The sequence below is a fragment of the Pseudomonas xionganensis genome (genome assembly GCF_009763245.1).
In the GTDB taxonomy this organism is placed as follows: domain Bacteria; phylum Pseudomonadota; class Gammaproteobacteria; order Pseudomonadales; family Pseudomonadaceae; genus Aquipseudomonas; species Aquipseudomonas xionganensis.
Genome location: NZ_WKJZ01000001.1, coordinates 352655 through 376137 on the forward strand (window position 1 = coordinate 352655; position 23483 = coordinate 376137).

Annotated in this window: 18 protein-coding genes and 1 tRNA gene; 8 read left to right on the plus strand and 11 right to left on the minus strand. The window is 64.7% G+C overall.

What is annotated here, in order from left to right; genetic code table 11:
* The first annotated feature begins 112 nt into the window (after positions 1 to 112).
* The 4 genes from recC (at position 113) to GJV18_RS01630 (ending at position 9698) form a co-directional block, all read left to right on the plus strand.
* Positions 113 to 3373, plus strand: a complete 3261-nt coding sequence (gene recC, locus GJV18_RS01615) for an exodeoxyribonuclease V subunit gamma (protein ID WP_160342979.1) — start codon at positions 113 to 115, stop codon at positions 3371 to 3373.
* Positions 3370 to 6915, plus strand: coding sequence for an exodeoxyribonuclease V subunit beta (gene recB / locus GJV18_RS01620; RefSeq protein WP_160342980.1), 3546 nt, complete (start codon positions 3370 to 3372; stop codon positions 6913 to 6915). Before recC ends, recB begins: the two co-directional genes overlap by 4 nt.
* Positions 6916 to 7027: 112 nt before the next feature.
* Positions 7028 to 8854, plus strand: coding sequence for an exodeoxyribonuclease V subunit alpha (recD, locus tag GJV18_RS01625; RefSeq protein ID WP_160342981.1), 1827 nt, complete (start codon positions 7028 to 7030; stop codon positions 8852 to 8854).
* 76 nt (positions 8855 to 8930) lie between these two features.
* Positions 8931 to 9698 carry a substrate-binding periplasmic protein gene (locus tag GJV18_RS01630; RefSeq protein ID WP_160342982.1) on the plus strand — a complete coding sequence of 256 codons (768 nt, stop codon included), beginning with the start codon at positions 8931 to 8933 and terminating at the stop codon, positions 9696 to 9698.
* Here the strand turns inward: GJV18_RS01630 and GJV18_RS01635 are convergent.
* The gene (locus tag GJV18_RS01635) at positions 9678 to 10583 is read right to left on the minus strand and encodes an AEC family transporter (RefSeq protein ID WP_160342983.1); all 906 of its coding nucleotides are present in this window, start codon (positions 10581 to 10583) and stop codon (positions 9678 to 9680) included. The two genes, GJV18_RS01630 and GJV18_RS01635, sit on opposite strands and share 21 nt — an antisense overlap.
* Before the next feature lie 368 nt (positions 10584 to 10951).
* Between GJV18_RS01635 and GJV18_RS01640 the strand changes: the two genes are divergently transcribed.
* Entirely contained in the window at positions 10952 to 11356 is a 405-nt protein-coding gene (locus GJV18_RS01640; protein ID WP_160342984.1) for a GFA family protein, read from the plus strand.
* Positions 11357 to 11416: 60 nt separating this feature from the next.
* Here GJV18_RS01640 and GJV18_RS01645 read toward each other — a convergent pair whose 3' ends face one another.
* From GJV18_RS01645 to GJV18_RS01685, 9 genes are all read right to left on the minus strand, one after another.
* Entirely contained in the window at positions 11417 to 13363 is a 1947-nt protein-coding gene (locus GJV18_RS01645) for a DUF7844 domain-containing protein (protein ID WP_160342985.1), read from the minus strand.
* A complete protein-coding gene (locus GJV18_RS01650) occupies positions 13360 to 13680 on the minus strand; it encodes a DUF2388 domain-containing protein (protein WP_160342986.1) in 321 nt (106 codons plus the stop codon). The genes GJV18_RS01645 and GJV18_RS01650 overlap by 4 nt, the downstream gene beginning before the upstream one ends.
* Positions 13681 to 13763: 83 nt before the next feature.
* Positions 13764 to 14078 (minus strand): DUF2388 domain-containing protein, encoded by a 315-nt coding sequence (locus GJV18_RS01655; RefSeq protein ID WP_160342987.1) that lies wholly within the window; start codon positions 14076 to 14078, stop codon positions 13764 to 13766.
* Between the two features lie 70 nt (positions 14079 to 14148).
* On the minus strand, positions 14149 to 14355 hold the full coding sequence (locus GJV18_RS01660) for a DUF1127 domain-containing protein (RefSeq protein ID WP_160342988.1): 207 nt from the start codon (positions 14353 to 14355) through the stop codon (positions 14149 to 14151).
* Positions 14356 to 14625: 270 nt separating this feature from the next.
* A complete protein-coding gene (locus tag GJV18_RS01665) occupies positions 14626 to 14838 on the minus strand; it encodes a DUF1127 domain-containing protein (protein WP_160342989.1) in 213 nt (70 codons plus the stop codon).
* 430 nt (positions 14839 to 15268) lie between these two features.
* Complete coding sequence (locus tag GJV18_RS01670; RefSeq protein WP_160342990.1) at positions 15269 to 16705, minus strand: NAD(P)(+) transhydrogenase (Re/Si-specific) subunit beta; 1437 nt, start codon at positions 16703 to 16705, stop codon at positions 15269 to 15271.
* Between the two features lie 2 nt (positions 16706 to 16707).
* On the minus strand, positions 16708 to 17022 hold the full coding sequence (locus GJV18_RS01675) for an NAD(P) transhydrogenase subunit alpha (protein WP_160342991.1): 315 nt from the start codon (positions 17020 to 17022) through the stop codon (positions 16708 to 16710).
* Positions 17023 to 17036: 14 nt separating this feature from the next.
* The gene (locus tag GJV18_RS01680) at positions 17037 to 18158 is read right to left on the minus strand and encodes a Re/Si-specific NAD(P)(+) transhydrogenase subunit alpha (protein ID WP_160342992.1); all 1122 of its coding nucleotides are present in this window, start codon (positions 18156 to 18158) and stop codon (positions 17037 to 17039) included.
* Between the two features lie 519 nt (positions 18159 to 18677).
* Positions 18678 to 19586: a LysR substrate-binding domain-containing protein gene (locus tag GJV18_RS01685; protein ID WP_160342993.1), complete on the minus strand. Its 909-nt coding sequence runs from the start codon at positions 19584 to 19586 to the stop codon at positions 18678 to 18680.
* A 196-nt stretch (positions 19587 to 19782) separates the two neighbouring features.
* Between GJV18_RS01685 and GJV18_RS01690 the strand changes: the two genes are divergently transcribed.
* The 3 genes from GJV18_RS01690 (at position 19783) to GJV18_RS01700 (ending at position 23037) form a co-directional block, all read left to right on the plus strand.
* A complete protein-coding gene (locus tag GJV18_RS01690; RefSeq protein WP_160342994.1) occupies positions 19783 to 20961 on the plus strand; it encodes an acyl-CoA dehydrogenase in 1179 nt (392 codons plus the stop codon).
* A gap of 144 nt (positions 20962 to 21105) precedes the next feature.
* On the plus strand, positions 21106 to 22329 hold the full coding sequence (locus GJV18_RS01695; protein WP_160342995.1) for a CaiB/BaiF CoA transferase family protein: 1224 nt from the start codon (positions 21106 to 21108) through the stop codon (positions 22327 to 22329).
* A 174-nt stretch (positions 22330 to 22503) separates the two neighbouring features.
* Entirely contained in the window at positions 22504 to 23037 is a 534-nt protein-coding gene (locus GJV18_RS01700) for a DUF3833 domain-containing protein (protein ID WP_160342996.1), read from the plus strand.
* 53 nt (positions 23038 to 23090) lie between these two features.
* Here the strand turns inward: GJV18_RS01700 and GJV18_RS01705 are convergent.
* Positions 23091 to 23167: transfer RNA gene (locus GJV18_RS01705), tRNA-Arg, on the minus strand.
* Positions 23168 to 23483 lie beyond the last annotated feature (316 nt).

Genomic DNA, 23483 nt, shown 5'->3' on the forward strand with positions numbered 1-23483 from the left:
TTCGCTCGCGTGTTCTGTCTGCCGATTGAGCCTAGCAGCTGCTGTACGACACAGGCTGTCGTACTAAAGCCGCATGCTAACCTAGCACCTCGCACAGGACGCTCTACTGACCATGCTCAATCTTTATCACGCCCCCGACCTGGAAACCCTCGGTGAGCTGGCCACCCGCCTGCTCGCCACCCCCATGCATGACCCCTTCGCCCCGGCCCTGGTAGTGGTGCCGAGCCAGGGCATGGGGCGCTGGCTGACCCTGGAGCTGGCGCGCAAGCAGGGCATCGCCATGCAGCTGGAGGTGCAGCTGCCGGCCAGGTTTGTCTGGGATCTCTCGCGCCTGTGCCTGGGGCAACTGCCGGAGCAGTCGGCGTTCAGTCCCAGCAGTTTGAGCTGGCGCCTGTATGACTGGCTGTGCGAGCCCGCTCACCTGAGTGAGGCACCGCGCCTGGCGCATTACCTGGACGGTGGTGATGAACGCCGAAGGCTGTCACTGGCCGTGAAGATCGCCGACGTATTCGACCAATACCTGCTGTATCGCGACGACTGGCTGGCCGCCTGGGAACGCAACCAGCTGCTCGACCTCGGCCCGGACGAGGCCTGGCAGGCGCTGCTCTGGCGTGAACTGACCAAAGACGGCCACCCGCACCGCGCGCGCCTGCTGGAAGAACTGCTCACCCGCCTGTATGACGCCACGCCCATCGCCGGGCTGCCCGAGCGCTTGCTGGTGTTCGGCATCAGCTCGCTGCCGCCGCACCATATGCGCGTGCTGGAAGGCCTGGCGCGGCACACCCAGGTGATCATCTTCGCCCTCAACCCCTGCCGCGAGGCCTGGGGCGAGATTCGCGATATTCGTGAGTTAGCCAGGCAGCCTGAACTCAGTCCGGACGATTGGTATCTGGATGTCGGCCACCCGTTATTGGCGAGCCTGGGTAAGCAGGGCCGCGACTTTTTCGACAGTCTGTTCAGCCTGGCGTCCAGCGAGGGCAGCCAGGAAATCGGCCTGTATTCCGAAGATGAAGACCTGCATGACGCCAGTCTGCTGCAGGCGCTGCAGAACGACATCCTGCGCCTGCGTACCCGCAGCGCCGACGAGCGTTTGCTGCTGCGCGAGGACGACCGCTCGCTGGAGCTGCACGTTGCTCACTCGCCGCTGCGCGAGGTGGAAATCCTGCATGACCAGCTGCTCGCCCGCTTTGCCGCCGAACCCGCGCTGACCCCGGACCAGGTGGTGGTGCTGACCCCGGATATCGAGCGTTACGCGCCCTATATCGAAGCGGTGTTTGCGCCGCGCGAAGGCGTACCACGGATTCCCTTTAGCCTGGCCGACCGCAGCCTGCGTGCAGAAATCCCCCTGATCGAAGCCTTTCTCAACCTGCTGGCGCTGCCGGACAGCCGCTTTGCCGCCGAGGAAATACTCACCTGGCTGGAGCAGCCGGCCATCGCCACTCGCGCCGGTATCGAAGCAGAAGACCTACCCCTGCTGCGCGACTGGCTGCGCGACGCCGGGGTGCGCTGGGGCCGCGATGAAAGCCACCGCGCGCAGCTGGGCCTGCCGGCAGACGCCGCCTTTACCTGGCGTCAGGGCCTGGATCGCCTGCTGCTGGGCTTTGCCGCACCGCCGCAACTGGCTGGCCAGGCCGCGCCACTGCTGGGCGATAGCTGGCCGCTGGATGCGCTGGAAGGGGGCCGCGCCCAGCTACTCGGGCGCCTGGCCGGTTTTGTCGAGCGCCTGGCCGCCCTGGCCCAGAGCCTGCAAAAGCCGCGATCATTGGCCGAGTGGGCGGACAGCCTGCAAGGGCTGATCGACCTGCTGTTCGATGAGCGCGAGGCCGGCGACACCCTGTTGCTGCTGTCCAAGGCCTGTGCGGCGCTTAAGGAACAGGCGCAGGCGTCCGGGATCGAGCGACCAATCGAGCTGGCGCTGATCCGTCAGCAACTGACCAGCGCATTGGAGCAGGGCAGTGCGGCCTCGGGTTTTCTCACCGGCGCGGTGACCTTCTGCACCATGGTGCCGATGCGCAGCCTGCCGTTTCGCCTGGTCTGCCTGCTCGGCCTGGACGACGGCGCGTTGCCACGGCGTACCCCAGCCGCCGGTTTCGACCTGATCAGCCAGAAGCCCCGGCGTGGCGACCGCGCGCGGCGTCTGGATGACCGTTACCTGCTGCTGGAAACCCTGCTCTCGGCCCGTGGCGGCCTATACCTCAGCTACGTCGGCCGCGATCCGCGCAGCAATGCCGAGCTGCCGCCTTCGGTGTTGGTCAGCGAATTGCTGGATGTGGTCGACCTGACGGCTATCGCGCCTTACGCAGAGCACAAAGCCAGCGCTTACATCACCCACCATCATCCACTGCAGCCCTTCGCCCCCGGCAACTTCGCAGGCAACCGGCAGGCCGGCTTTGCCGCGCCCTGGTTCCGCGCGGCGCAGCGCCTAAGCCAGGCGGTGGAGCCGCCGCAGCCCTTTGCCAGCCGCCTTGAAGAGCCGGATGCGGACTGGTTGACCATCGAACCCAGTCAGCTGATCCACTGTTTTAAACACCCGGCGCGCTACCTGCTGGAACAGCGCCTCGGCCTGCGCCTGGCGCAGACAGAAGAAACCCTGGCTGGCGACGAGCCCTTTAGCGTCGAGTGGACCAGCCAGCACGGCCTGCGCCAGCTGGCCTTGCAGGCCATCGAAAACGGCTGGAGCGAGCGCCAGGAGCGCGCCGTGGCCGCCGCCTCCGGCTGGCTGCCTGTGGGCGAGCTGGGTCAGGCGCATTGGGGGCAGATACGCGGGCCGATCCGCGCCTTCGCCCCGACCCTGTTCGACGAACGCCCGGAGGATGCGCCGCAGCCGCTGCTGGTGGACCTGGAACTGGCCGGCGTACGCATCCATGGCTGGTTGGATGGGGTGACCAGCGCCGGCCTGTTCGACTACCGCCTGCGCGACCTGGGGGCCTGGGAGCTCGCGCCGTTCTGGCTGCGTCATCTGCTGCTTAACTGCGCCGCCACGCCTGGTATCAATCGCGACAGCCGACTGCTCTCGCCGAAAAGCGAGTGGCGGCTGGGACCGCTGGCCGATGCCCGAGGGCTGCTGTTGCCCTGGCTGGAGGCGTACAAAAGCGCCCTGTGCGAGCCGCTGCCGTTGTTCGCCAAGTGCAGCCACGGTTTTGCCCGCAAGTGGCGCAACCCTGGGCGCAAGGAGCCGCTTGACGCCGCCCGCAGCGAAGCGCGGGTGATGTGGCAAGGCAATGACTATATGACCGGCGAAGGCCAGGACCCCTGGAATGCCCTGGCCTTCCGTGACCGTGAGCCGCTGGATGAACGCTTTGAAGCGCTGGCCGAACAGCTTTACGGCCCAGCGCTGGATGCCCTGCAAGGCAGTGACGAGGACGAAGCATGAGCAGCGCCAGCCTGAACCTGCTGCAAGACAGCTTCACCGGCCGCTCGCTGATCGAGGCCAGCGCCGGCACCGGCAAGACCTGGACCCTGACCGCGTTGTACGCGCGTCTGTTGCTGGAGAAGCAGCTCAGCGTCAGCCAGATTCTGGTGGTGACCTTTACCACTGCCGCCACTGCCGAGCTGCGCGAGCGTATCCGCAAGCGCCTGGCCGAGTTGCTGGTGGTGTATGAACAGGGGCCGGGCGACGACGCCTTGCTCAACGACCTGCACGCCCAGTACCCGGATGCCGCCAGCCATCGGCGCTTGCTGCTGGCGGTGCATGGCTTCGATGAGGCGGCGATCTTCACCATCCACGGCTTCTGCCAGCGCGCCCTGCAGGACGCCGCGTTCGAAGCGGGGGGCGATTTCGATAACGAGCTGACCCAGGACGACCGCGAGATTATCGACGCCCTGCTCGCCGACCTGTGGCGCCACGAGCTGGCCAGCGCCGAGCCGGAATGGGCGGCCTTTCTGGTGCAGCAGAAGATCACCCCGCAGGTTCTGCGCCAGCGTTTGCGCAATCACTTGGGCAAGCCCTATCTGCGTATCGAGCCACAGCCCGGTGCCAGCAGCGAGATGGGCGCCCTGCGCGCCGCCTGGCAACAGGCGCAGCGGCTCTGGCTGAGTGAAAGTGGTGCCTGGCTGGCGCAGCTCAAAGCCTTCGACGGCTTTAAGAGCAATATGTGCAACCCGGCCAAGCTGGGCGTCTGGCAGGCCGAGCTGGACGGTTATTTCAGCGATGCCGCCGCGTTGTTCAGCAAAACCGAAGCACACCGCCGGTTGGCCCGCGAAGGGCTGAACAAGGCCAGCAAAAAGGGCTGCGAAGCCCCGGCCAATCCGCTGGCCGCTTCGCTACAGGAACTTTGCGATGCCCTCGATGCGGCGCAACCCGAAGCCGAGCAACGCCTGATCGATCTGCAGGTGCGTTTGATCCATCAGCTCAACGAGCAACTGCCCGCGTGCAAGGCGGCGCAACGCTTGCTGGCCTTCGATGACCTGCTCAACAAACTGCAGCAGGCCTTGCAGGGTGAGGGCGGCGAGCACCTGGCAAGCACCCTGCGCACACAGTATCCGGTGGCGCTGATCGACGAGTTTCAGGACACCGACCCGGTGCAGTACCGGGTGTTTCATCGTATCTATCAAGACGCTGGCGATCTGTGTTTTGTCGGCGACCCCAAGCAGGCCATCTACGCCTTCCGTGGCGCGGATCTGGCCACGTATTTAAAAGCCCGCAGCGAAGCCGCGCGGCAATACAGCCTGGCCACCAACCACCGCTCCACCCCCGAGCTGATCGCCGCACTGAATCAGCTGTTCGACCGGCCCATGCCCTTTGCCGAGCCGGGCCTGGCCTATCAGCAGGTCGGGGCCAGCAGCAAGGCGCGGGCGCAGTTGGTGTTGCCGCGTGTTGAGGATGAAACCGACGCGCCGCTGGCGCTGGTCTGGCTGGATAACGATTACCTGGGCAAGGGCGAGGCCGGCGTGCTGGTGGCACAGGATACGGCGCGGCGCATCGCGGCGGTGCTAAGCGCCAGCAGCCGTGGCGAGGCGTATTTTGAGCAAGACGGCACGCGCACCCCGCTTAAAGGCGGGGATATCGCCGTGCTGGTCGCCAGTCACCGTCAGGCTGGCGAAGTGGCTGCCGAGCTGGCCGCCCGTGGCGTGCCCAGCGTGCGCCGCGGCAAGGAGAACGTCTGGCACAGCGAAGAGGCCAATGAGCTGTCCGCTGTGCTGGCCGCTTACGCCGAGCCGGGCCGCGAGGGTGCGTTGCGTTATGCCCTGGCCAGCCGCCTGCTGGGTCGCAGCGCTGCCGATCTGGCCGCCTGCAGCGAGGATGCCCAAGCCTGGGACCGCGAGCGCGAAGCCGCCGAGCGCTACCACCAACTCTGGCAACAACAAGGTTTTATGCGCGCCTTCCGCGCCTGGCTGGATGAGCAACAGGTGGCCCAGCGGCTGCTGGCGCTGGTCGATGGCGAGCGCCGTCTGACCAACCTGCTGCACCTGGCCGAACTGCTGCAAACCGAAAGCCTGCAACGCCCCGGCCTGGAGCAGCTACTCGCCTGGTTCAACGCCCAGCGCAGCGCCGAGGCCCATGGCGAAGACGCCTTGCTGCGTTTGGAAAGCGATGCCGAGCGGGTGCAGATCGTCACCATCCACACCTCCAAGGGCCTGGAATACCCCCTGGTGTTCTGCCCCTATCTGTGGGACGGCGCGCTGCTGCGTCAGCACGAGGACATCTCTTGTCACTCCGACGATGGCACGCCGCTGCTGGACCTAGGCAGCGAGCAGCTCGACACACACCGCGAACGCGCTCGTCATGAGCGTTTCGCCGAGAAACTGCGCCTGACCTACGTCGCCCTGACCCGCGCCCGCGACCGCCTGTGGCTGCACTGGGGCCCGGTGGACTGCAAACCAAAGACCGATGGATCGCTCAAACCCGAGGGCCTGCATAGCAGCGCCCTGGCCTGGCTGCTGCACGGCCGCGCATTGCCCGGTGAGGATGCCATGGCCGAACTGGCCGGCCACCTGCAAAACCTGAGTCCGCAGGGGCTGCGGGCCGAAATCGAGCAGCTGGTCGCCAGCAGCCAGGGTCAGATGACCCTCCAGCCCCTGCGTGCAACCGAGGCCAGCGCCGCCGGCGAGCAACGCGCCCCGGCGCCGCAGCAACTCGCCACATTGCAGCGCAGCCTGCACAGCGCCTGGCGTATCGGCAGCTTTTCGGGCCTTGCGGCCGGCATGCATATGGAGGCCCCGGACCGCGACGGCCTGGTGCTGCCGGATGCCAGCGAGCCGGGCACGGGCTTTTTCGCCTTCCCCCGTGGCGCCCGGGCCGGCACCTGCCTGCACGCCATCCTGGAAGACTGGGCACGGGGCAAGGCGCCGCTAAATGAGCTGATCGAACCGGGGCTGAGCGGCCACGGCATTAGCAGCGACTGGCAAGCGATCGCCCAGCAGCAGCTGCAACAGGTGCTGGATACCGATCTGGATGGCCAGGGCCTGACATTGGCTGCGCTCAATCCGGCGCGGCGCCTGCCGGAGCTGGGCTTTACCTTCCCCCTGGCCGGGCTGGATGTGCAGCGCCTGCGCGCCATTCTCTGCGACCCGGCCCATGGCCTGGCGGCACCGATGCGCGAGGCGGCGGCGCGACTGGAGTTCGACAGCCTCAAGGGTTTTCTCAAGGGCTTTATCGACCTGACCTTCGAACACGACGGCCGCTGGTATATCGCCGACTACAAGTCCAACTGGCTTGGCCCGGACGCCAGCTACTACGGCGGTGAACGCCTGCTACAGGCCCTGGCCGCCGAGCACTACTACCTGCAATACCTGATCTACCTGGTGGCGCTGCGGCGCTTTCTGCGTCAGCGCCTGGACGACTTCCAGAATGAGCAGCTGGGCGGCGCCTACTACCTGTTTCTGCGCGGCATGCCGGAGGCCGGTGTGTACTTCTCGCGGCCCGGCGATGGCCTGCTGGATGCGCTGGATAACCTGTTTGCGGAGGGGCGCTGATGTTGTTGGGTGATCCGGCGGGGATATGTTGCGTTGGGTGGATGACGCTGTTTTCATCCACCACGGCTAACGGTGGATGGGTGAAGCGTCATCCACCCTACGGGAGTGGACTATGACGCTTGCCGATCTACCCCTCGGCCCATTGGAACGTGCCCTGGTCGCCAGCCTGCAGCGTCTCGACCCGCAGGCGTCGCCTGTGGTCTTGGCCTCGGCGGCGCTGCTGTGCATGGCGCTGGACAAGGGCGATGTGTGCCTGCCGTTGGCGCGCCTGGCCGGGCAGCGGCCCTGGCCGGAACATGCCTTCAATCTGCCGAAACTAGCGGACTGGCAGGCGCAGTTGCAGGTGTCGCCGTTGGTCGGTGCTGAGGGGGCTTTCAAACCGCTGATCCTCGCGCACGGCCGCCTCTATCTCGCGCGCTACCAGGCCTACGAGCGTCAGCTGGCCGAACAGTTGCTGCAGCGCGCCGCCGACCGCCCCGAGGTGGATGAAGCCCAGCTTAGTGAAAGCCTGACCCGACTATTTGCCTTTAACCAACAGCAACCCGACTGGCAGCGCCTGGCCGCCGCGCAAGCGGTGCGGCGCAAGTTGGCGGTGATCTCCGGCGGGCCCGGTACGGGCAAGACCACCACCGTGGTGCGCCTGCTGGCTGCATTGCTTGAGCAGCCCGGCTGCGAGCATCTGGCCATCGGCCTGGCCGCGCCTACGGGCAAGGCCGCAGCGCGAATGGCTGAAGCGATCCGTAATGCCAAGGCCGAATTGCCGGTCAGCGAGACGATCAAGGCGGCGCTGCCCGATGAGGCACGCACCCTGCACCGTCTGCTCGGCAACCGCGGCGACAGCCCGCAGGTGCGTCATCACGCGGCCAACCCGCTGGCACTGGATGTGCTGGTGGTGGACGAAGCGTCGATGGTCGATCTGGCGCTGATGGCCAAGCTGCTCGACGCCCTGCCGCCGACGGCGCGGCTGATTCTGCTCGGTGACAAGGACCAGCTGTGCGCCGTGGAAGCCGGGGCGGTATTCGCCGAACTCTGCGAGGGCCGTGGCTTCGACGCTCAGGCTGCTGGTGAGCTGCAACGCATCACCGGCCAGCAAGTGCCGGTCAGCCAGCCGACTTCGCAACTGGGCGATGCCGTGGTGCTGCTGACCCACAGCCACCGTTTTGCCGGCGACAGCGGCATTGGTGAACTGGCGCGGCGGATCAATGGCGGCGATGTCGCTGGAACCTTGGGCCTGCTCAAGGAAGATCGCCACGACCTGGCCTGGAATGCCGCGCCGACGCCCAACGAGCTGCTGGAGCGCCTGGATCAGGGCTATGCGCCTTATGTGACAGCCGCCAAAAGCGCCGATCCGGCGGCAGCCTTCGCCGCGTTCAATACCTTCCGCGCCCTCTGCGCCCAGCGCGAAGGTGCCTGGGGCGTGGCCGGCATCAACGAAGCCCTGGAGGCGCGGATCAAGCGCCGCAGCCAGGTGCCTGTGCGCGAGCGCTGGTATATCGGCCGGCCGGTGATGGTGCGGCAGAACGACTACGCACTCGGTCTGTTCAATGGCGATATCGGCATCTGTCTGCACACCGAGTACGGCCTGCGCGTGTTCTTTGAAGGCGAGGACGGTTACCGCCCCTTCGCCCCGGCGCGCCTGCCCAGCCACGACAGCGCCTTCGCCATGACCGTGCATAAGAGCCAGGGCTCGGAATTTGCCGAAGTGCTGCTGGTGCTGCCCGAACAACCCAGCCCATTGCTGACGCGCAGCCTGTTCTACACAGGCATCACCCGGGCCAAACACAAGGTGGAAATCTGGGCATTGCCGCCACGCTTAAGCGAAGCCGTGGCCACCCGTGCCGAGCGGGCGGCGGGTTTGGCTGAGCGCCTGGCCCAGGCGACCGCGCCCCTGAGCCGGGCAGCACACGCGGACCTAACGCAATTGGGGCTGTTCGATTAAAACTGCACAGCACCCAGGTGCCAGCATCTACACTGCAGCACAGCCCCAGTGACTCAGGCGCCATGGAGATTGGCCCGTGCGTCTTCCATCGATCCTCTTGCTTACCCTGCTGTGCCTGCCGCTCCAGGCGGCCAGCCTGCGCCTGGTTACCGGCGATGATTACGCACCTTTTACCGGGCAAGACCTGCCCGGTGGCGGCATGCTGACCCAGGTGGTTGAGGCCGCTCTGCAGGCGCAGAGTCGGCCCTACAACATGCATTGGCGCCCCTGGAATCGTGGCTATCTGAAAACTCTGCAGGGTGAGTTCGACGCCACCTTTCCCTATATCAAGACCCCACAGCGCGAGCAGGTTTACCTTTATTCCGCGCCCCTGTTTATTGCCGAGCAACATATCTTCAGCCGCGCCGATGACCCCATAGAAATTGACGATCCAGCCAGCCTGCAGGGACGGCGCCTCTGTTATCCCCTGGGCTGGGCGCCACCCAAGGTGCTGCAGGACATGCTCGACCAGGGCCTGTTGACCCGCCACTCACCGACAGGACTCAAGGAGTGTGTGCGCCTGCTGTTGCTGGGGCGCGATGATTTCTTTATTTCCGATCGACGCCTGGGAGATGCCGCGCTGCGCCTGGCCGCGGTGGACACGAGCCGTTTGCGGCGCTCCGAGCGTGCCATCAGCAACAGCACCCTGCACCTGATCGTACCGCGCAGCCACCCGTACGGGCCGCAGCTGATCGAAACCTTTGACCACGGGCTGCGCGCCCTGCAGGACAGTGGGCGCTACCAGCGGCTGATTGATGAGTACCTGCAGAGCATGGACACCGCTTCAGCCGAGCCACCTCAGTAGCAGGGGCAGGCTGACGGCCGCCAATAGTGTCTGCAGGGTGATGATGCCGGCCATCAGCTGACTGTCGCCGCCTAACTGACGAGTCAGCACATAGGCAGTGGGGGCCGTGGGCAAGGCAAAGAACAGCACCAGCACGCTGCTTTCCAGAGCCGGCAATTGCAGAGCGTGGGCGACCAACCCGGCCAGCAGCGGCATGCCCAGCAGGCGTATGGCACTGCTGATACCCAGGGCCGATACCTCGCCGCGCAACTGTTCTGGTTTGAGTGCAGCACCCACGCACAGCAGCCCCAGGGGCAGGCTGGCAGCGGCCAGCAGAGCGAGCAGGCGATCCGTGCCACCCGGCAAGCCCAGGCCGCAGAGGTTGACCAGCGCGCCTGCCAGGCAGGCCAGAATCAAGGGATTCTTGATGATCGGCAGCAGCAGGCTGCGCGCGCTGACCCCACGCTCGGCGGTCAGGGACCAGACCGACAGCAGGTTGACCGCCGGCACCATCAGCGCCAGCAACAGCGCGGCCAGCCCCAGGCCCGGCGCCCCATACAGACTGCCCACCGCCGCCAGGCCCAGGTAGGTATTGAAACGCAGGGTGCCCTGGGTAAAGGCGCCAAAACGCCCCGCCGGCCAACCGCACATACGGCGCACCAGCAGCAGGGCCAGCCAGGCCAGCCCCAGACCCAGGCCAACCGCCAGGGCCAGGCGCGGCAGGGCCGGGTTGTCCAGCGGCGCCATGGCCAGGCTGCTGAACAGCAGCGCGGGGAACAGGACAAAGTAGTTGAGCCGCTCGGCCCCCGGCCAGAAAGCCTCGCTGGGAAAATCGGCGCGGCGCAACAGATAGCCGGCCACGATCAAGGCAAACAGTGGCCACAGGGCCAGTAACAACTCCAGCATGGCAATTTCCGCCCAGAGATCAGCGCCTATCTTGGGCAGCACAGGTTGACGACGCAAGGCTGGCAACCGGTTAGGGTCTGTTGCCGTTTCATCGCGAGCCGCGTTGCCGCGAGAAATGGCCCCCGGTTAGGCGCAGGACGCGGGTAATGGTTATTCCCTTGCCAAGTCATGCAACAACAGCGGGGGCCATTTCCCGCGCAACCCGAGGGGCCGGGCTAGTTTTTGCGCGATACTGCGTTTCTCGACACTCATTTGGAACAACCAAACTTCGTGTCTCGTGCCTTGCCTCGCGCAAAAACTGGCTCCGGCGCGGCCGTGAATGAAATGGCAACAGACCCTAGGCTGGGGAAATCTCAGGAGGACCGGTTATGCATCCAGTTCATAGTGGTGGCTGTCACTGTGGCCAGCTGCGCTACCAGTTCGGCGCACCACTGAGCGATATTGCCCACTGCCACTGCAGCGACTGCCGGCGCACTACCGGTGGCATTCTCACCACCTGGCTCACCGTGCCCCTGGCCAGCTTTCAGTGGCTGAGCGGCACGCCGCACAGCTATGCCTCGACCGCCACCTGCCTGCGCAGCTTCTGCCCCAACTGCGGCGCCCAGCTGACCCTGTTCAGCCAGCTCAGTCCGCACAGCCTGGATATCAGCGTGGCGACGCTCGACCATCCCGAGCAGGCCCCGGCCGATCGGCATATCTGGGTGCAGAGACGCCTGTCCTGGCTGCAGGTGGACCCGCAGCTGCCCGAGGAGGCGCAGGAGCAGATTCTGTAATGGGCATGCCCTAGGCTTTGTACGAGAAGTCGTCGAGCGCAGGCACTTTTCCTATAGAACCTAGGGTAACTGCACGCCGCCTGCGGCCTTGTGCAACGTCCGTAGATGCGCGCCCAGCTGCTGCAGATTGGCTTCGACGGCATCCAGTTCGACCAGGCGCGCCGGTTGCAGCAGTTCGCGCACTTCCTGATCGAGTTCGTCGCTAAGCCGGCGCAGCTGCTGTTGCCGCTCTCCACTGGCACGTTCCAGGCTGCGCCATTCACCGGGCTGGGGCAGACCGTAACCCCCATCGAGTAACTCCCCAGGGCGGCTGAGAAAGCCGCTGTTGGCCAGGATCTGCTCCAGGGCCACGCCGGCCCGGCTCAGGCTCGGATCACCCGCCGTGCGTGCGCTCAGGTAACGGCGCTTAAGTTCGTCCTGGGCCAGCAGCAGCTGGCGGCGCAGGGCGGCCTGTTCCAGCAGCAACAGGGCGGCGCTGCTGCGCAGATCGGCCTGGGCGATCCACGGGCGGCGGACGGCGGCGGCCTGATCCAGCCAGTCCTCGACGTTGTGCTGGGCAATGGGCAGGCGTTCGCGCAGCACGCTGAACATGGCCTGGTAACGCTCGCGGAAGGAGTCAAAGCGATAGCCCAGGCGCAGGGCCTCCGCGTCGTCATCCAGCACGGACAGGTCGGCCAGTTCGCGCGTGGCCAGCAGCTGCAGCAGACCATTGGGCAGGATGCTGTCCAGCGCCTGCAGGCGCGGGTGGGCGCTGCCGCTGCGCAACAACTTGAGGGTCTCCACCGCGCAATTGTTGGAGATAAAGTAGTAGTCGCCGTCGTAACTCCAGTGCTGCTCCATAGCGCGGGTGACCAGGTGTTCCAGCTGCGTGCGGGGCAGCTGCAAGGGGACGGAAGTCAGGCTGCGCAGCTCGACCTTGGTGTATTCCTCGATCACCTGTTCCAGCGGCAGGACGAACAGCCGCGACGGGTAGGCGCCGGTCAGGCCGTCCCAGCTGGACAGCTGCACATCGCCGACAAAGGCGCGGTAGGACAAGACCAGATGCTGGTCGAGATCCAGGCGACAATCCGGCCCCCGTGGCCGTCCCGGTTTGCAGATCACCAGGCGCAACATGCTGTGGCCCCAGCGGCTGGCCCAGGCCTCGTTGGCTTCGGCCAGCAGGTAGTCGATGGCATAGACCCGCTCGGGGTCGAGCCGCCCCAGGGGCTGACGGGCAAAGTCGCGACCGGCATTCAGGTAGGCCAGGCCTTCGTCACAGGGCTCCTGCTGCGCCGGCGCCCAGGCGAAGTGCTCACGAAAATAGCGGGCCAGGGACGGGCGGCGGCAGGCATAGCTGGGGTCGAGGAGAAAGTACTCCATATTCACCGCGACAAACTCCAGCGGGCTGCTCAGCTCGTAACGATCCGGACTGCGCGCCACCTGGGCGTTGTCCCGCTCACGCTGGCCGCGGCGGCCGACCTGCTGCGGCCAGCCGGCCAGGTCCAGCAGGCGGGGGTCATCGCTGAGGGTAAAACGTCGGGCATGCTGGCCGCGGCACTTGTCCGGCAAACCGACGGGCCCGAGGTTGTGCATCCGCTGGCGGCAGTGTTGCAGCAGTTGGCGCTCGGTCTTGGGCCAGAGTCGTGCGCGGTCATACAGGTGAGTCAGTTCATGCACCACAGTGGCCAAGAGCTCGCGGCGCACACTGCCGTGGGGCCGACCGCTGGGTTGCGCCGCGCCCTGCTCCAGGCTCGCCAGCAAGCCGGCATTGAGCTCGATGCGGTCAAGACCGGCGGTGCGTCCATAAGCATCGTGGCGCATGCCGGCCTGCCAACTGACCCGCACCTGGCGATCCAGGCGCTGGATAAAGCTGGGCGGCAGGCTGGCCAGGGCCTCGTCCAGCAATTGCTGGCTGGCCTGGCGCTCGGTGGCGGTTAACCCGGCATGCTCCAGCTCAAGGCGCAGAGACGCCTGACTACAGCTGCATACCCAGAGCGCGAAATACAGCCAGGCGGCTGCAGGCCTCACAGCGCCAGAATGGCTTCGGCCAGTTGCAGGTCTGAAGCCTCACGGGCTTCTGTCAGTTCACTGCGCAGCAGGTGCAGGGCCGCTTCCAGCTGCGCGCCGCGAATCTGCCCGGCGCTGGCGACAAAGCTGGCGGCATCATCTCGGGCCTGGATCACGACCTTCATATCGCGAATCGAGGTGGTGGTATCGGAGGTGAAATTAAGGCTGCGATCCAGGGCGCGCACCAGAATATTGCTGGTAGCCACCACGCTTTGCGCCTGGCTGACGCCGCTGAACAGGCTTACGGCCAAGGTCAGGCCGATCAGGGAATTACGCATGGGCTACTCCTCGTGTGCATGCAAACTGCAGCCTTGGATGATAACCCTTGGCTACAGTTCCGCACGCCTCAACAGCGGCATATTCAGAGACTGAGAATGGCCTCGGCCAGCTGCAGATCATCTGCCTGCAGGCGCGGCAGTTGCTGGCGGATATGCTGCAGGGCCGCCTGCAGATGCACCCCGCGAATGGCACCGGCACTGGCGACAAAACTGGCGGCATCATCGCGGGCGGCGAGGACGATCTTGTCATCGCCAAAGGACGAGGAAATATCCGAAGTGCTTTCGCTGCTGGACATCATCCCCGCCACCAGGGAGTCGGTGGTGACGACAAAGCTGGTGGCGGAGGCGGATGTGGCCAGCAGTAGGGTCAAAGGGACGCAGAACACTAATCTTTTCATGTTGTACTCCACACAAGGGCAATGGCATACGCCTGTCAGTGTAGACAGCCCAGGTGTCCCATGGTTGCCGTCAGCGCCAGAACGGCTTGGCCAGCTCGGCTTGGCGCTGCGCCTCGGTGATTCCGGCATCGGCTAACAGGCGGGCGTCCAGGCTGGCCAGTTGCCGGCGCGTACGCCAGTTGCGGCGCCAGTCGAGTAAACGGGCAATACCGCGCAGCCATAGCGAAGCACGGGCGGGGAAGGGTGGGCACTCTGCCTGCTTGAGCGTACGTTCCATGCTGCTCTCCTGACCTGAAAGGGAGGTGGCAGCTTATGGTGCAGGCTAGGTCGGCAACTGGGCAGAGACAGCGCGGCACAATTGTTATGGCTCAGTCAGGATCAACCGGAAACTGTACTGCTTATGAATCCCCGGACTGTTGCGGCCCTGCAGGGGTGACAGGTCGAAGAACGGCTGACCGCAGATAAAAAGAAAGCCCCGACGCGACTGGCACGTGGAGCTTTCAAAAGTCCCAACTTGGGAGGAGCAGAAATCGGTGTCCGGGGCTGATCAGCGCCAGAAGGGCTTGCGCAGTTCGGCCTGGCGCTGCACTTCGCTGATACCGGCATCGGCCAGCAGGCGGGCGTCCAGGCGCGCCAGTTGGCGGCGGCTGACGATGCGGCGCTGCCACAGGCTGAGGGTCGCGAGAATACGCAGCGGCAGGGCGCCGGCAGAGGCGTGGCTGTGATCGAAAAACAGGTCGGAACTGAGGGTACGTTCCATGGTGGTCATCCTTCCGCTTGTGGCGGGTCAGTGGTGTGTTGCGATGGGTAAATTATTGCCGTTGCCCCCATTGCGCTGTAGCCACAGCTGAATGAAATTGCAGCACAAATAGATAGTTTGCTTTGTAACTGTTTTGCCGGTTTTTACCTCAGCTGTATTGGCCATAAGTGCTTTGACCTGACCATATTGAATGAGCAGATAAATTCACTGGCTACTAGCACTAAATGCAGTGACTTTATATAGGTACAGTTGCAGATTGCACTTATGTGACAGCTGACCTGTTTTTCAGCTTAAGCCCTGGAACAAGTACTTTTCCTGACCAAATGGACAGCAAGTGGCGGACAGAAGCGCCGCCTGATGAGCGCCCATAAAAAATGCCGCTCACCGGGCAGGTGAGCGGCATTCTGGGGTCAGACTGGACAGGCAGGCGTTATTCCACCGCCTTGACCATATCCTCGATGACCTTCTTCGCGTCGCCGAAGACCATCATGGTCTTGTCCATATAGAACAGCTCGTTGTCTAGACCGGCATAGCCGCTGGCCATGGAGCGCTTGTTGACGATCACGGTCTTGGCCTTGTAGGCCTCCAGGATCGGCATACCGGCGATCGGCGACTTCGGATCGTTCTTCGCCGCCGGGTTGACCACGTCGTTGGCGCCGAGCACCAGCACCACGTCGGCCTGGCCGAACTCGGAGTTGATGTCTTCCATCTCGAACACCTGCTCGTAAGGCACTTCAGCCTCGGCCAGCAGCACGTTCATATGGCCCGGCATGCGGCCGGCAACCGGGTGGATCGCATACTTCACGGTCACGCCACGGTGGGTCAGCTTCTCGGCCAGCTCCATCAGCGCGTGCTGGGCACGGGCCACCGCCAGGCCGTAACCCGGGACGATGATCACGGTGTCGGCGTTGGTCAGCAGGAAGGCGGCGTCGTCGCTGGAGCCGGACTTCACCGGGCGGGCTTCCTGAGCACCGGCCGGGCCAGCCGCTTCAGCATCGCCGCCAAAGCCACCGAGGATCACGTTGAAGAACGAGCGGTTCATCGCCTTGCACATGATGTAGGAGAGGATCGCGCCCGAGGAACCCACCAGGGAACCGGCAATGATCAGCATCGAGTTGTTCAGCGAGAAGCCGATACCGGCCGCCGCCCAGCCCGAGTAGCTGTTGAGCATCGACACCACCACCGGCATATCGGCGCCGCCGATCGGAATGATGATCAGCACGCCAATCACGAAGGCCAGGGCCAGCAGAATGGCGAAGGCGGTCACGTCACCGGTAAAGGTGTAGGCCAGGCCCAGGCCGAGAATCGCCAGGCCGATGGCCAGGTTGACCCAGTGCTGGCCCTTGAACTGTACCGGTGCGCCCTGGAACAGGCGGAACTTGTACTTGCCCGACAGCTTGCCGAAGGCGATCACCGAACCGGAGAAGGTGATGGCGCCGATGGCCGCGCCGAGGAACAGCTCCAGACGGTTACCGGCCGGGATCGGGTCGGCCATGCTGGCCACGATACCGAGCGATTGCGGCTCAACCACAGCGGCAATGGCAATAAACACCGCCGCCAGGCCGATCATGCTGTGCATGAAAGCCACCAGCTCGGGCATCTTGGTCATTTCCACGCGCTTGGCCATGATGGTGCCAACAGTGCCGCCCACCAGCAGACCCACCAGCACATAGCCGATGCCCGTGGTGGCAATCTCGGCACCCAGCTTGTAGACCAGGCCAACGGTGGTCAGCACGGCAATGCCCATGCCGATCATGCCGAACAGGTTGCCGCGACGCGAAGTAGTCGGGTGCGACAGGCCCTTGAGCGCCTGGATAAAGCACACCGAGGCGACGAGGTAGAGAACAGTGATCAGATTCATGCTCATGGTCAGTGCTTCTCCACAGCCGCTTTCGGCGCTTTCTTCTTGAACATTTCCAGCATGCGCCGGGTGACCAGGAAGCCACCGAACACGTTGACCGCGGCCAATGCCACGGCCAGGGTGCCCATGGCCTTGCCCAGGGGGGTCACGGTCAGGGCGGCGGCCAGCATGGCGCCGACGATAACAATGGCGGAGATGGCGTTGGTCACCGCCATCAGCGGGGTGTGCAGGGCCGGGGTGACGTTCCACACAACGTGGTAACCCACATAGATGGCCAGCACGAAGATGATCAGGTTGTAGATGCCGTCGGAAATCATATCCATCGGTAGTGCTCCCCTTAGCCGTTCTTGCGCACGACTTCGCCGGCATTGCACATCAGGCAGGCCGCGACGATGTCGTCTTCGAGATTGAGGTGGAACTTGCCTTCGCCGTCGATGACCAGCTTGAGGAAGTCCAGCAGGTTGCGCGCATACAGGGCCGAAGCGTCCGCCGGCACCAAAGCCGCCAGGTTGCTGTGGCCGACGATGGTCACGCCGTGCTTGACCACCACCTGCTCGGCGACCGTCAGCGGGCAGTTGCCGCCCTGGGCCGCGGCCAGGTCGATGACCACCGAACCGGGCTTCATTTCAGCCACTGTGCTCTCATGGAGAAGTGTCGGTGCCTTACGACCCGGAATGAGGGCAGTCGTAATGACAATATCGGCCTGCTTGGCGCGCTCATGCACCGCCTTGGCCTGGCGCTCCATCCACGACGCCGGCATCGGCCGGGCATAGCCACCCACGCCCTGGGCGCATTCGCGTTCCTCATCGGTCTCGAAGGGTACGTCGACGAACTTGGCGCCGAGGGACTCGATCTGCTCCTTCACCGCCGGGCGCACGTCGGAGGCTTCGATCACCGCACCCAGGCGCTTGGCCGTGGCGATGGCCTGCAGGCCGGCGACACCGGCGCCGAGGATCAGCACGCGGGCAGCCTTCACGGTACCGGCGGCGGTCATCAGCATGGGCATAAAGCGCGGGTAGTGGTTGGCCGCCAGCATCACCGCCTTGTAGCCGGCGATATTGGCCTGGGAGCTCAGCACGTCCAGGCTCTGCGCGCGGGAGGTGCGCGGCGCGGCCTCCAGGGCGAAGGCGGTGATACCACGGGCATTGAGACGGGCGATGGTGTCGTTGCAGAAGGGGTTGAGCATCCCCACCAGCACGCTGCCTGCACGCATGTGGGCCAGCTCGACCTCGGAAGGCGCCAGCACTTTCAACACCAGATCGGCGCCAAAGGCCGCTGCATCATTGCCAATGACCGCCCCCACGGCTGCATAGGCACTGTCCGGGATGCTGGCGCTGACGCCGGCACCACTTTGCACCGTGACCTGATGGCCTTGGCCGATCAGTTTCTTGACGGTTTCCGGCGTCGCGGCCACCCGCGTTTCGCCGGCATGAGTTTCGAGAGGAACACCGATGTGCACTTCAATTCTCCTGCGTGATCTTTTTGGTGAACCGGCGCACTGCGGATGGCACGCGGGCATAGGGAGGATCAGCACAAATCCGGCGCAAGACACCGGGGCGCGGCATTTTGCAGAGGAAGTTCCAAGCCTTCAAGGCGTTATGGAGTAAAACCTGGCAGCAACTACAAGACACTTTTCGACTGACCATTCACCTAAAAGCGTCCAGGCCATATAGCGCAAGCCTTTCAGGGCAAATCAGTCCATCTTGACCGGGGTTTTCCATTGCCAGCGCAAATGCAGCGCCATTAGAAGGATCGGGCTTGTCTGACAAGCATAGCCAAGCCTCTGAATTCGGCCGCTTGACCCGCGTGAGCGTGCAATAAATTCAACAGCCAGGGGTTTCAGAACCGTACCGGGAAAGTAGCTTGGCACAATGCTGACTACGGGGTCAAAAATAGCGCCGGGAGGCGCATTTCAGAGCCGCGCCACCGGATGCAGAGCCAATCGCCCCCCTGCCGCCCAGGGCAGCGCCGCTGTTGGCTATTTCAAACCCTGATCCCGTGCATAGGCGCCCGCCTCGGCCACCAGCCAGTCACGCAGGGCCAGCAGGGCGGCCGATTCCAGCTTGCGCTCGGGAATGATCAGGTAATAGGCCTTGTCACTGGGCTGGTTGTAGCGCGAGGCCAGAACCAGGCGGCCTTCCTCCAGCTCGCGGCGGATCAGAAAGGGGGGAATCAGGGCAATGCCCATTTCATGCATGGCCGCCTGGGCCAGCATGGAGAACAACTCGTAACGCGGCCCACTCATATCCCGGGCGATGCTCAAGCCCTGGGCGTTGAACCACTGGCGCCAGGCATAGGGCCGGGTGCTCTGCTGCAGCAACGGCAGGGCGGCGATCTGCTCGGCGCTGAGCTCGCTGGCACCCCCGAGCAGCGCCGGGCTGCAGACGGGCACGGGATTCTCGCGCATCAACAGATGGGAGCGGGTACCGGACCAGTCGCCATCGCCGAAGTACACCGCGGCATCGAACTCGGTGTCGGCGAACAGAAAGGGCCGGGTGCGGTTGGTCAGGTTGACCGTGACCTCCGGGTGCAGGCGCTGGAAGTCCTTCAGCCGCGGCAGCAACCACTGGGTACCGAAGGTCGGCACCACCGCCAGCTCCAGGTTCTGCACGCCCTGCTGCCCCATCACCGCCAGGGTGTCGCGCTCCACCGCATCCAGCTGCGCCGCCACCCGCCGGGCATAGGACAGCCCGGCCTCGGTCAGCTTGACCCCGCGTCGTGAGCGGCGGAACAGCTCGACATTGAGGAACTCCTCCAGCCCGGCGATCTGCCTGCAGATGGCACTCTGGGTCAGGCTCAGCTCCTCGGCGGCCTTGGTAAAGCTCTGGTGCCGGGCCGCCGACTCGAAGGCGACCAGGGCCGCGGTGCTGGGGATCTTGCGACGCATCTATGCAGGTGCCTCACTATAGAGTGCAGAAAAAGGGCAAATGACCGGTTTCGGAGTGATCAAAACGCACAATAGCATGCAAAATCCTCGTTTGCCTGGGCGCCATCCAGGGCCTAGGCTCAATCTCACTGCACCGTGCCCGCGGCCCTTTGCCGCCCCGCACAGCCCCTAACTGACTGCATTCGAGGTTTTCACCATGGCCAAGGCAAGCTTCAACTGGATCGACCCGCTGCTGCTCGACCAGCAACTGACCGAAGAAGAGCGCATGGTGCGCGACAGCGCCGCCCAGTTCGCCGCCGACAAGCTGGCCCCGCGCGTGCTGGAAGCCTTCCGCCATGAACAGACCGACCCGGCGATCTTCCGTGAAATGGGCGAAACCGGCCTGCTCGGCGCCACCATCCCCGAAGCCTACGGCGGCAGCGGCCTGAACAACGTGTGCTACGGCCTGATCGCCCGTGAGGTGGAGCGTGTCGACTCCGGCTACCGCTCGATGATGAGCGTGCAGTCGTCGCTGGTGATGGTGCCGATCTTCGAATTCGGCAATGAAGCCACCAAGCAGAAGTACCTGCCCAAGCTTGCCAGCGGCGAATATATCGGCTGCTTCGGCCTGACCGAGCCGAACCACGGCTCCGACCCGGGCAGCATGATCACCCGGGCCAAGAAGGTCGACGGCGGCTACCGCCTGACCGGCGCCAAGATGTGGATCACCAACAGCCCGATCGCCGATGTGTTCGTGGTCTGGGCCAAGGATGATGCCGGCGAGATCCGCGGCTTCGTCCTGGAGAAGGGCTGGGAAGGTCTGAGCGCCCCGGCCATCCACGGCAAGGTCGGCCTGCGCGCCTCGATCACCGGGGAAATCGTCATGGACAACGTGTTCTGCCCCGAAGAGAACGCCTTCCCCGAGGTGCGCGGCCTGCGCGGCCCCTTCACCTGCCTGAACTCCGCCCGCTACGGCATCAGCTGGGGCGCCATCGGCGCCGCCGAGTTCTGCTGGCACACCGCCCGCCAGTACACCCTGGACCGCAAGCAGTTCGGTCGCCCCCTGGCGCAGACCCAGCTGGTACAGAAGAAACTGGCCGACATGCAGACCGAAATCACCCTGGCCCTGCAGGGCTGCCTGCGCCTGGGTCGGATGAAGGACGAAGGCACCGCCGCGGTGGAAATCACCTCGATCATGAAGCGCAACAGCTGTGGCAAGGCCCTGGACATCGCCCGCCTGGCCCGCGACATGCTCGGCGGCAATGGCATCAGCGACGAATTCGGCGTGGCCCGTCACCTGGTCAACCTGGAAGTGGTCAACACCTATGAAGGCACCCACGACGTCCACGCGCTGATCCTCGGCCGCGCGCAGACCGGCCTGCAGGCGTTCTTCTAACGCCTGCCCTGCGCCGCACGCTTTCTCCCCTCGCCCATTTATGGGAGAGGGGCCGGGGGAGAGGGCTGCGGCTGAATGCGATCACGCACCCTCTCCCTAACCCTCTCCCGCAAGCGGAAGAGGGAACCTGTTCGTGAGGTTCTTATGCCCGGCGCCCTCTCGCATATCCGCGTACTCGACCTGTCCCGCGTACTCGCTGGGCCCTGGGCCGGGCAGATTCTTGGCGACCTCGGTGCCGAGGTGATCAAGGTGGAGCGCCCGGGCACGGGCGACGACACCCGTCACTGGGGCCCGCCCTATGTGAAGGACGCCGACGGCCAGGATTCGCGCGAAGCGGCCTACTTCCAGAGCGCCAACCGCAACAAGCAGTCCGTGACCCTGGACTTCACCCAGGCCGAAGGCCAGCGCCTGGTGCGCGAGCTGGTGAAGAACTGCGACGTGCTGCTGGAGAACTTCAAGGTCGGCGGCCTGGCTGCCTACGGCCTCGACTACGAATCGCTGAAAGCCATCAACCCACGGCTGATCTACTGCTCCATCACCGGCTTCGGGCAGAACGGGCCCTACGCCAAGCGGGCAGGCTATGACTTTATGATCCAGGGCCTGGGCGGGCTGATGAGCCTCACCGGGCGCCCGGAAGGCGAGGAGGGCGCCGGCCCCATGAAGGTCGGCGTCGCCCTCACCGATATCCTCACCGGCCTGTATGCCACGGTCGGCGTGCTGGCCGCGCTGAACCAGCGCGAGCAGTCCGGTATTGGCCAATATATCGACGTGGCCCTGCTCGACGTGCAGATCGCCTGCCTGGCCAACCAGGCCATGAACTACCTGACCACAGGAGTCGCGCCCAAGCGCCTGGGCAATGCCCACCCCAATATCGTACCCTACCAGGATTTCCCCTCGGCCGATGGCGACTTCATCATCGCCGTGGGCAACGACGGACAGTTCCGCAAGCTGTGCGAGGTTGCAGGCTGTGCGGCCTTGGCCGATGACCCGCGTTTTACCAGCAACAAGGCGCGGGTCGAACACCGCGCCGAGCTGATCCCCCTGCTGCGCCAGGCCACGGTGTTCAAGACCACCGCCGAATGGATCGCCCAGCTGGAGGCGGCCGGCGTACCCTGCGGACCGATCAACGACCTGGCCCAGGTGTTCAATGACCCCCAGGTCCAGGCCCGCGGCCTGCGCATCGACCTGCCCAACGGCCTGGGCAGCAGCACCCCCCAGGTGGCCAGCCCGCTGCGCCTGTCAGAAACCCCGGTGGAGTACCGTAACGCCCCGCCGCTGCTGGGTGAACATACCGAGCAGGTGCTGAGCCGGCATCTCGGGCTGGACGCGGAGCAGATCGCGGCACTGCGCGCAGCCGGAGTGCTATAGCCAGGGCGCAGGAAAACAGCAGGGTCGAACCTCGGCAGAAACATAAGCCGAGCAGAACAATGTACAAATCATATACAAAGCGACAATCTTGTATAGGATTACCGAAGGGTCTGCTCTTGCAGTGCACGTGCAGCAGCGGACTGTCTTTCAACCCGGTATATCCGAAGGTGCGCAATGAAAAACTGGCTTCTGATTCTCTGCTGCGTATTGCTCAGCAGCTGCAGCAGTGTGTCGATCGAAGATTACGCCCGAGAGCAGCCAACCCTTGATCTGTATGAGTTCTTTGCCGTCCCGGTAGAGGCCTGGGGCATGTTCCAGAACCGCTCCGGCGAGGTGATCAAACGCTTTCACGTCGACATCCGCAGCCATCGCCAGGGCGAGCAGCTGATCCTCGACGAGCGCTTTGCCTACAGTGATGGCAGCACCGAACGCCGGGTCTGGACCCTGACCCCCGATGGCGAAAAGCGTTGGACGGGCACGGCAGACGACGTGGTGGGTGAGGCCCGCGGCGAGGTGGCGGGTAATGCCCTGCACTGGCGCTACCAGCTCAGGCTGCCGGTCGATGGCAGCACCTATGTGGTCAGCTTCGACGACTGGATGTTCCTGATGGATCGCGACACCCTGATCAACCGCGCCAGCATGAGCAAACTGGGCGTCGAGCTGGGTCAGGTCACCCTGTTCTTCCGCCGCCAGCCTGACGCCGAATAGCCCCAATACGCAAAAGCCCCGGGCATCACTGCCCAGGGCTTTTGTCTTGAAACTGGCGCACTCGGCGGGATTCGAACCCACGACCCCTGCCTTCGGAGGGCAGTACTCTATCCAGCTGAGCTACGAGTGCGTTGCGGTGCGCATCATACCCATGTCACCGGCAGGCGTCCATGGCGGCGCCTTGTTCGCAATTCTGCACGAAGGTTAAAAGCCGCTGAAATGGGCCGGGAAGCGATACATGGCAGGCAAATGCGTTAATTTTTTCGAACAGGCTATTGCCCTTTGCCCGGGTTGACCCTAGGATTCGTTTGAGATTTCAAACGCTCTTGCGCCACTCCCAGGATCTGCCACTGACCGACCCGAGAGTATGCGCAGGACTGCATTAATAGCAGAGTCAGGCCACTGCTTGCCAGCGCCGTGACTGTTAACCCCCCGACGCCTGGGTG